1 protein-coding gene is annotated in these 201 nt (G+C 59.7%); it reads right to left on the bottom strand.

Annotation, left to right across the window (positions count from 1 at the left end; translation table 11 throughout):
* Nucleotides 1-201: transposase (locus PSEWESI4_RS24955; RefSeq protein ID WP_187673933.1), on the bottom strand; the 201-nt coding region annotated here is incomplete at both ends.

Here is a 201-nt window from a genome sequence, read left to right as displayed (position 1 = left end):
GCGCTGGGCCAGGACCTTGAGCTGCACGTTGGACTTGAATCGTGTGACGAAGCGGGCCTTCTGGGCATCCAGGCTCGCCCACCAGTTGAAGTCGTAATAACCCTTGTCGAACACGTAGGTGGCCTGCGGTTCGATGTTCAGCCTCCTGCCTTCATCAACGTCGTTGACGTTGGCTGCGCTGAAGCTGCAATGCACCGGCGC

The sequence above is a fragment of the Zestomonas carbonaria genome, from assembly GCF_904061905.1.
GTDB classification, from domain to species: Bacteria; Pseudomonadota; Gammaproteobacteria; order Pseudomonadales; family Pseudomonadaceae; genus Aquipseudomonas; species Aquipseudomonas carbonaria.
Note: the sequence above shows the minus strand (reverse complement) of the source record. Positions and strands in the feature narration are given on the sequence as shown.